The 3448-nt window shown below is 40.9% G+C and carries 3 protein-coding genes; all 3 read left to right on the forward strand.

Going from position 1 to position 3448, the window contains the following annotated elements:
- The first annotated feature begins 49 nt into the window (after positions 1–49).
- Positions 50–1873 carry an ATP-binding protein gene (locus AC4GME_RS15785; RefSeq protein WP_490379738.1) on the forward strand — a complete coding sequence of 608 codons (1824 nt, stop codon included), beginning with the start codon at positions 50–52 and terminating at the stop codon, positions 1871–1873.
- The gene (locus AC4GME_RS15790; RefSeq protein ID WP_490377536.1) at positions 1873–2496 is read left to right on the forward strand and encodes a hypothetical protein; all 624 of its coding nucleotides are present in this window, start codon (positions 1873–1875) and stop codon (positions 2494–2496) included. The genes AC4GME_RS15785 and AC4GME_RS15790 overlap by 1 nt, the downstream gene beginning before the upstream one ends.
- On the forward strand, positions 2496–3448 hold a 953-nt coding region (locus AC4GME_RS15795), incomplete at its 3' end, for a hypothetical protein (RefSeq protein WP_490379735.1). The genes AC4GME_RS15790 and AC4GME_RS15795, both read left to right, overlap by 1 nt.

Here is a 3448-nt window from a genome sequence, read left to right on the forward strand (position 1 = left end):
AACGTATAACAATTTCATGCAGTGGAAGCGAACGATGTTACTGTAATAGATAGCAGCTCTTGATCAGCAACTTGTAGAACTAAACAAACAGATAGAAGTGCAAAAGATAGAAATCAGTGAGATTAAACAAACACTGAAGCAGAATGAGTTAAAACTTGATCAGCTGAAAGTGCAGATGCAGAATTTATCTGATAAAAAGCACCTGGCGATAAAAGAGGTAAATACGGCTGTTGAAAGCCTGATTAAAGAACTTAATGTTTCGATAAAAAATAACAATAAGAAAATTGAACAATTTAAAGTCACTTCACAAGAGCAAAGATTTGAATTAAATAATCAGATGCTGGATCAGCGGATGGTGGTGGAATCGGATCGTGATAGCCAGCTTGAGCAGTTAGCAATACAGTTAGCGGCAATTGAAGAGAGCGCTAAAACCCGTTTGCGCGATTACAAAAAACAGAAAAACAGTGCGCTTAGCGATCTTGATCCTGATGGTGAAGTTGATAAACGCAGTAGCGAACGTAAAGCGCTTACCCTTGCCTTAGATGAGTGTGCTGTTTGGGCGCGTAAAGCGCGTGAATACACTCAATTTATGAATGAGCGTTATGTTCATCGCGATAAACTGGTTGAGCTTAACCAGAACCGGGAAATAGAGAAACGCGGTTTGCAAAACAGCCTTGAAGATCTATTGGCAGAAAAAGGGCAGTTGATAACAAGCAATCAAAAGTTACTTAAAAAACTTTCTGCACAATTACGGGATTCTCATGATCTGTTAACGCAGCTTAGTGAAAGCCAACGTTTGTGTGAAATGAGTGGTATTGAACAGCTCGCAAGTGACTCTGAGCCGAATAATGAAGCTGATTTGGCGGTAAGTTTTTGTTTCGATTGGCTGAAACAGTTTAAAGCCGTTGAAAAACGTTTAACTGAGCAGCTTAATCGCTTTAACGAATCATTTAGAAAAAACCATGCCGGCAGTGAACTGTTTGAAAACTGGCTTAAGTTAGTTGCCGATAATGATAATTATCAAGGTGCGAAAAGCCTGTTCAAATACCGCAATCCAATTACTGACTTGTTAAGCAGTGCCGAGCAGAAACAGAAAAATACCTATCAGTTGGTGACTGTTAACGCCAATATGATCAATGAGTTTTATCAGCATATCGAAAATTTCGGTCGCCGCATTAAAATTATCGGCAAACAGCTTTCCAAAAATGTTACCGCTTTGGCACATTTCGATGCGTTAGCGGATATCAATGTTTATACCGTGATGAAACAGGAAGAGCTGGAATACTGGGGGCCTTTGCAGCAGTTTGCAAAATTGTTCGAGCTGCATCGCGATGATCTGCGTGAAGGTATTGGCGAAATTCCAGATGAGCTTGTTTATGCAATGCAGAAACTCTCCGCTTATTTGCCAAGTGAAGGTTTTGTACTGGCGCATAATAATCTTTTTGATATCGAATTTACGATCACTGAAAAAGGGCAGTTAAAACACGCAAGAAATGCAAGGCAGTTGAAAAAAATCAGTTCAACCGGGCTTTCCTATTTGGCAATGTTATCACTGTTTGCGGGCATTTTAGGTATGTTACGTGGCTCAGGTGATACGCCATCTGTAATTATTCTGCCTGTCGATGAATTAGGTGAACTGGCTGCTGAAAATATCGACTTGTTACTGAAGATGTTTAATGAGAATAGTATCTCAATGTTATCCGCTTCACCGTCAACCGATCGTCATATCCTTTCTCTTTATGATCGTCACTATAAATTAAAAGATAATAAAATTTACCATGCGGAAATACCTATCTCCCGCTTGGATGAGTTATTAGCGCAACGTAAACAACAGGCTCAAGCTGCGCAAATTCACTCTGTGGAGGTTGAATAATGTTTAAACAAACCGTACAACAATTGCTAACTGGCGCGGTGATTTGTGAAACGGCTTTTGCCGATGAATTTGAGTATTTAAAAGAAAATGATAATAGCCAACGTGTTGCAGACTTTTTAGGAAATTTGGACAGAAATTTAACCTACTTAGACAGTGCTGACGCCTATTACTGCACCTTTCAACAAGTAGACCAGGATAACAGCGCGGAATTAACCGCTTTATTCAGTGAGGTACGCAGCAGTTTCCGCCCGTTAGTTGAATTTTTAGAGCTGTTATTAACGGCAAGCCAGACAGATTTGCCGCTGCGGGCTAAATCTGTGGTAAATATTAATGAGCTGTTCGATCCGTTTGAGCATGATCAGACACTGCGTGAACAACTGCGCCGTTTAACATCGGTCAAACCTTTTAAAACCAATAAATTAGAAACACGCGAGCAGCTGGTTTTCATCTTCCAAAAACTAGAAGAGATGGGCTATTTAGTACGTAAAAATGCCGGCAGCAGCCGTTATTATGCAAGCGCGCGTTTTGATATTATCTATCTGCTAATCGAATTTTTAAATGACTCGGAACGTGTTGAGTTGCCGGAAAATGAGCAACAGCAGCAAGAGGAGTTGCTTTTTTAATGGCGGGTTATGATGCTGGAGATGTTGCTGAATTATTGAGACAGATTGGTTCGAACTCGCAACTGCTTGCCGATGCTTATGTGTATGGCTCGATTGCTGGCGATCAGCTCGATTCAGGTAAACTCAATATATTGCAGAAAAAGGGCTTATTACGCCCCGATGACGAGCCGGGTGATTACCGCGTAACTGCCGAATTAAAACGCATGCTCAACCGCTTAATGCGCAAACAGAGCAGTTATCGGCAATTAACCGATATGGGTAAAGTGATTGATATCTTAGACGATACAGTTAAAGATTTTCAAATGTCGCTGCACAGCAATCAACAGGATGATGCCGAGTATTACTTCGACCAGTTAGATGATCTGCTTTATGAAGCAAAAGACAATCTTAATGTCAGTTTAGATAATATGCATTATGCCATCTCCAGCCAGTTTGGTTTTGTCAGCACCTTAAGCGCTAAAGTACGTGAAAATGAAAAAGCGCTCGATTATGCCCAGAAACTATTAACTGAGTTACAGCAGATTGATCCCGAATCCTGTTATGAGTGGACCAACTGGGCTTGTCCGATTGATTTTGCGCGCAAAATAAGTGGATTTATATATTGGTTTAATCAAACGCTGGCACGCCTGCGTTTTATTATCGACAATATGCGCCTCAGTCTGTTCAGGCTGCGCCGTGATGAAAAACAGGCCAGCTTATTGCGAAATATGGCGCGTTATCTGCGCAAACATCCGGAGTTTGAAATCAGTGAAACACTGTTTGAAGATCAAAACCTGGATAATAGATTAAAATTTGCCCCCGCGCTTAAACTGAAAACCTATGTTGATATAAAAAACAGCGCTATTGAAGAGCCTTTAATCAAGATCGTGCAGGCGCTGCGTAAACAAGCAAAACCAAGTGCACTTAAAGAGCGAGAAACCGCCAGCGTTGAGATCACGTCGATTGAGAAAAA

The organism is Psychromonas sp., assembly GCF_983033635.1.